Here is a 5,602-nt window from a genome sequence, read left to right as displayed (position 1 = left end):
AAGCGGGCACGGCCCCAAATCCGGCGAAGCCGCTGGAGCCAACCAGAGCGCCCGGGAACCGATGGGTCAGCTCGAACTCGTGGTGGCCGAGCGTGGGCGACGTTCTGTCGCCACGCACCAGTTCCATCGGGGGGCTTTGAGGGTTTTGCGGCCGCATTACTTGGATGGCAGCGGGCAGGTTTGTTATGTGCTCGTCAATCCTGGCGGGGCTTATCTGGGGGCTGACCTGTATGTGATTGACGTGGAGGTGGCCGACGGGGCGAAGCTGCTGCTCGCCACGCAGTCGGCCACCAAGATCTACCGGACTCCGGGATGCTTTGCCGAACAGCGGATGCGGCTGCGGCTCGGGGAGGGGGCTCGGCTGGAGCTCGCCCCGGATCAGGTGATCGCCTACCGGGAGGCCAGCTACCGGCAGAATACGCACGTGACGGTGCGGCCGACGTCGAGCCTCATCATGGCCGAAATTGTGACCGCGGGGTGGTCGCCGGACGGGGCCTCGTTCCGATACGAGGAGCTGCGGTTGCGGACCGAGATCCGGGTCGAGTCGGAGGCGTCCGTCGGGGAGGCGGGCGGGCTGCTGGCCCTGGACAACGTGCTCATCCGGCCGCCCTTGGACGACGTGACGGGCCTGGCGTTCATGGAGGGCTTCAGCCATCTGGGGTCGCTGATCGTGGTGGACCCGCGGGTGGACCAAGCCCTTGCCGACGAACTCCACGAGATCACGGCCGGGCTCGGCGCCCATACCGGCATCTCGCTCACCGCCGCCGTGCTGGGAACGGCCGGGCTGGTGCTGAGGTCGCTCTCGAACAGCACGGAGGAACTGCGGCGTGTTCTGGGAGCCGCCACCGCCCTGGTTCGCAAGCGCTGGTACGGCCAGGACCCGCTGGATCTGAGGAAGTACTGATGGCCGGGACCCAGCAGAGGGCCGCGCAGCGCCGGCTTCGGCCGCTGACCACCCGGCCGGCGGCCTGATCACAGCCGGCGCGCCCCCTCTGCCGGCAGGACAGCGAAGACATCGGGTACCTGCAGCCCCCGGACGGCGAAGCCGGCCAGGACCGCGGACCGGACCTGATCGGCGTCGTCCACTGGAACGAGAGCGATGGCGGAGCCGCCGAACCCGCCGCCGGTCATCCGGGCCCCGATGGCCCCGTTGGCGCGCGCGGTGTCAACGGCCAGGTTCAGTTCCGGGCAGGAGATTTCGAAGTCGTCCCGCATGGAGCGGTGGCTGGCGTCCAACAGGTCTCCGATTGCCAGCGGCCCATGGGTCGTGAGCAGTTCCGCGGTCCGGGCGACCCGTTCGTTCTCGGTGACGATGTGCCGGACCCGGCGGAACGTCACGTCGTCGAGGATGCGCGCGGCCCGCGGCAGATCGGCGGCGTCGAGGTCGCGGAGGGCGCCGACGCCCAGGGCCCGGGCGCCCCGGACGCAGGAGGCCCGGCGTTCGGCGTACCCGCCGGTGGCATGGGCGTGCGAGACCTTGGTGTCGATCACGAGGCACAGCAGCCCGGACTCCGCCAGGCCGAGCGGCACCGGGTGCGAGCTGAGGTCGCGGCAGTCCAGGTAGACGGCGCAATCCCGGGTGCCGAGCATCGACGCGGACTGGTCCATGATCCCGGTGGGGGCGCCGACGACGTTGTTTTCGGCCCGCCGCCCGATGTCCGCCAGTTCGGCTCGGCCCAGGCCCGCTCCGGTGAGGTCGGACAAGGCCAACGCGACGGCGCATTCCAGGGCGGCGGAGGAGGACAGCCCGGCGCCGACCGGGACATCGGAGGTCACGTACAGGTCAAAGCCCGGCACCGTGATGCCGGCCCTTTCCAGCTCCCAGGCCACGCCGGCCGGGTACGCGGACCAGCCGGCCGCCTGGTCCGGAGCGAAGGTATCGAGATCGAATTCGACCGGGTCAGCGGCCGCGAACGCCGAGGCCAGCCGCACGGTGCGGTCCGCCCGGGCCGACACGGCCACGGTGGTGGAGCGGTTGATGGCGAACGGCAGGACAAGGCCGTCGTTGTAGTCCGTGTGCTCGCCGATCAGGTTGACCCGTCCCGGCGCCTGCCACACGCCGTCGGCGTCATGGCCGAAGTGGCCTGCGAAGGCGCGGGTCAGCGTGTCCGCCAGGGCCGTTCCTGCGGTGTCGGTGGTGGTCATGCCGTTCCTGTCCTGGCGTCCCGGAGCCGGGCTGCGACCTCTTCGGGAGTGGTGTCGTTGATGAAGGCGCCCATGGCGGCCTCGGAGCCGGCCAGGAACTTGAGTTTGTCCGCGGCCCGCCGGGGGGAGGTGAGCTGCAGGTGCAGGTACCCGGACCGGCGCAGCACCGGGTCAAGGGGGGCCTGGTGCCAGGCGCTGATATACGGCGTCGGGCTGCCGTAGAGCCTGTCGAGGCGGCCCAGCAGGTCCGGATAGAGGACGGCGAGCTCGTCACGCTCGGCGCCGGTCAGCGCGGCGAGGTCCGGAACCTGGCGGTGCGGGACCAGATGGATTTCCAGCGGCCAGCGTGCCGCGAAGGGCACGTAGGCGCTGAAGAATTCGCCCTCGAGCACCATCCGGGCGCCGTCGGCACGTTCACTCGCTAAAATCGCCCCGGTCAGGGTGGCCGTCCCGCACGCCGCCTCATGGAACTGCCGGGCGGCCGCGGCCATCACCGCGCTCCTCGGCGTGACGTAGGGGTAGGCGTAGATCTGGCCGTGCGGATGGTGCAGTGTCACGCCGATGTCCTGGCCGCGGTTCTCGAAACAGAACACCTGCGCGACGCCGGGTAGCGCGCTCAGGGCCTCGGTGCGGTGCGCCCAGGCGTCGATCACGGTGCGCACCCGCCGGGTGCTGAGTGCGGCGAACGTCCCGGTGTGCTCGGGCGTGAAGGCTACGACCTCGCACCGGCCGCCGGCGGTCCCGCGGGTACCCCAGCCCGGCGCTGCCGGGGCGGCGGCGTGATCCGGACCGAGCGAGGGGAAGCGGTTTTCAAACACGGCGACGTCGTAATCCGCCGGGATCTCCGAGGGCCGCGCGTCGGTGCTCGGGCACAGCGGGCACTCGTCCGCCGGCGGAAGATGCGTCCTGTGTTGCCGGTGCGCGGCGACCGCCACCCATTCCCCGGTCAGCGCGTCGTACCGGATTTCCCCGGACGGGCCGCGCTCGGGAAGGTCGCGGCGGTCCCTCGACGGGCGCTGCAGGGGATGGGAAGTGTCGTCGAAATACAGGAGTTCACGCCCGTCGGCGAGGCGCGTACTGGTCACCGCGGACACCGACGCCGGGGCGTCGCTGCGGCTGATGATGCTGGTCATGGGGTTCCTTCGAAAGTGAGGGGACGTGCGGTGCCCGACCCGGAAGCAGGGGGCGGGACCGGACGGTCAGAGGGCCTGGACGTGGAGGAGCAGGGCGTGCTCCGGGTTCAGGACCGGCAGGGGCAGGCCGACGTGCTGCAGGAAGGCCCCGGTGGCAACGGCCCCGTCGTCCAGCCAGGCCGGCGGCCGGATCTGGGAGAAGGTGTGCGCGTAGTCCCCGTCGAGAAGGGTAGGCAGTTCGGCCCGGACGCGGTAGTTCCGCTTCGGGTCAAGGCCCGGCAGTGAGGCCAGTCCGGGGACCTCAGCCGGGGCGGAGGCCAGGGACACGGCAGCGAACAGGGCCTCGCCGGCGTCGTGGGCAACTACACCGTGGACGCTCAGGGTGGGCTCGGCGGTGTCCGCGTTGACGCGCTTGCCGGAGTGGAGCAGTGCGCGGTGGCGCTTGTAGAGCGCGATGGCGCGGCGCAGCGTGGCCCGTTCCTCGTCCGTGGCTGCGCGGATGTCCCACTCCATGCCGAAATGGCCAAAGAGGGCGGTGATGGCGCGGAAGGAGATGTCGTGGGTGCGGGCCGTGGTGTGGCTCGTGGTGGGGCCGACATGTGATCCGACGAGTTCGGGTGGGAGGACGGCCTGGGTCCAGCGCTGGATTGTCTGGCGCTCCAGGGCATCGTTGCAGTCCGAGGCCCACACCCGGTCGGTGCGCTGCAGGATGCCGAGATCCACGCGGGCCCCGCCGGAGGAGCAGCTTTCAATCTCCACGTCCGGGTGGGCTGCCTTGAGCGCGTCGAAGAGACGGTACGCGGCCAGCGTCTGCTCGTGGACGGACGGCCGGCCGCCGCGGCCGTGCTCGGTGAGGTCGCGGTTCTGGTCCCACTTGAGGTAGGCGATGTTGTTCTCGCGCAACAGGGCATCGAGGCGTCCGTAGATGTATTGCCAGGCCTCCGGGTTGGCGAGGTCCAGGACGTGCTGATGGCGCCAGGCGTGCGGAAGCCGGCCGCCGTCCTTGTGGGAAAGCAGCGACGGGCCCACGATCCAGTCCGGGTGCTCGCGGGCGACGTCGGAGTCCAGGTTGACCATTTCGGGTTCGACCCAGAGCCCGAATTCCATGCCGTGGCCGGTGACCGCGTCGATCAGCGGCGTGAGGCCCTCGGGCCACAGACCCTCGTCGACGTACCAGTCGCCAAGGCCCGCGTGATCGTCGCGGCGGCCGCGGAACCAGCCGTCGTCGAGGACGAAGCGTTCCACGCCGAGCCCGGCGGCCGCTTCGGCGAGTTCGAGCAGGGGCTCGAGGCTGTGGTCGAAGTAGACGGCCTCCCAGGTGTTCAGCACCACCGGGCGGACCCGGCCGGAGGTGGTGTCCACATGCTGCGGCCGGGCACGGAACCAGTGGTAGAAGGCCTCGGTGATGCCGTCCAGGCCGCGGCCGGAGTAGGCGGCATAGAGCGACGGCGTCCGGTAGCTGCCGCCGGGGCGCAGCACCACTTCGGCGGAGCCGAGCAGCTCGGCGGCACCGAGCATGCGCCGGCCGTCCGCGAGGTTGTCGAGGTACTGCTCGTGGTTGCCGCTCCAGCCCAGGTGCGTGGCCCAGACCTGGCCTGTGCGGTTGGCGAAGCCGGCGGTCCCGGCTGCCACCAGCAGGGACGAGTCGTGGCCGGTCCGGCCGTGCCGGCCGGTGCGGACCCAGGTGCCCTGCTGGACGGCGTGCCGCTGCGGGTGGTTTTCGCGGCACCAGCGTCCGGTGAGATCGAGCAGTTCTGTGGCGTCCCGCGGCACCGGCAGCACCGTGGCGAGTTCGTCGAGCTGGTATTCGGCCGTGCCGCTGTTGGTCAGCGTGTGAGCCAACTCCAGGAGGCCGCCGGGGTGCAGGGTGAGTTCGGAACTGACCTCGAGTCCGGCCTCGGAGTCCCGGTGGATGATCACCACCGTGCGCCCGCCGTCCTGCATCTGGGCGGCAACCACCCGCAGGGCCGGCGAGAAGTCCAGGCCGGGGCCGCCGTCGGCGTTCCGGTGCCCGCGCAGGCCCGGCCGCCCGGCCCAGCCGGAGGAGGCCTGCGGGAGCAGTCCGGCGGTGACGGGGATGTCGAGGGCGGAGTGCGGGACGGGCCCGCGGAGGATCGCCAGATCGGGGAGGTGTTCGCCGAGGTCGGCGCCCCAGTGGACGATCTCGGCCTCGCCGGAGTCGAAGGCCAGCAGGACGCTGGTGCCGGCAGAACGCAGGTGCACGGGGTGCATGGGGATTCGCTTTCGGTAGTGCGGAAGTCAGGTGCTGGTGCGCGGGATTCCGGCTCGGGGATCCCGCGCACCGGGCGCCGCCGTGGCGGGCG

The 5,602-nt window shown here is 71.2% G+C and carries 4 protein-coding genes; 1 reads left to right on the top strand and 3 read right to left on the bottom strand.

Annotated elements, in window-relative coordinates; genetic code table 11:
- The first annotated feature begins 61 nt into the window (after positions 1-61).
- Positions 62-904, top strand: a complete 843-nt coding sequence (locus tag Y706_RS0121515) for an urease accessory protein UreD (protein WP_043436911.1) — start codon at positions 62-64, stop codon at positions 902-904.
- A 68-nt stretch (positions 905-972) separates the two neighbouring features.
- Here the strand turns inward: Y706_RS0121515 and galK are convergent, their stop codons facing one another.
- From galK to Y706_RS0121500, 3 genes are all read right to left on the bottom strand, one after another.
- Complete coding sequence (galK, locus tag Y706_RS0121510; RefSeq protein ID WP_028278198.1) at positions 973-2,145, bottom strand: galactokinase; 1,173 nt, start codon at positions 2,143-2,145, stop codon at positions 973-975.
- Complete coding sequence (galT, locus tag Y706_RS0121505) at positions 2,142-3,278, bottom strand: galactose-1-phosphate uridylyltransferase (protein WP_084476314.1); 1,137 nt, start codon at positions 3,276-3,278, stop codon at positions 2,142-2,144. The genes galK and galT overlap by 4 nt, the downstream gene beginning before the upstream one ends.
- Before the next feature lie 66 nt (positions 3,279-3,344).
- Positions 3,345-5,510, bottom strand: a complete 2,166-nt coding sequence (locus Y706_RS0121500; RefSeq protein WP_028278196.1) for an alpha-galactosidase — start codon at positions 5,508-5,510, stop codon at positions 3,345-3,347.
- Between the last annotated feature and the right edge of the window lie 92 nt (positions 5,511-5,602).

Origin of the sequence: Arthrobacter sp. I3, from assembly GCF_000520575.1 — a bacterium.
In the GTDB taxonomy this organism is placed as follows: domain Bacteria; phylum Actinomycetota; class Actinomycetes; order Actinomycetales; family Micrococcaceae; genus Arthrobacter; species Arthrobacter humicola_A.
The sequence above is the reverse complement of the archived record's forward strand: the minus strand, read 5'-3'. Positions and strand labels throughout refer to the sequence as shown.

Coding starts and splice junctions, on each gene's coding strand:
- Y706_RS0121515 (WP_043436911.1), top strand. CDS start 62: ATGGGTCAGCTCGAACTCGTGGTGGCCGAGCGTGGGCGACGTTCTGTC.
- galK (WP_028278198.1), bottom strand. CDS start 2,145: ATGACCACCACCGACACCGCAGGAACGGCCCTGGCGGACACGCTGACC.
- galT (WP_084476314.1), bottom strand. CDS start 3,278: ATGACCAGCATCATCAGCCGCAGCGACGCCCCGGCGTCGGTGTCCGCG.
- Y706_RS0121500 (WP_028278196.1), bottom strand. CDS start 5,510: ATGCACCCCGTGCACCTGCGTTCTGCCGGCACCAGCGTCCTGCTGGCC.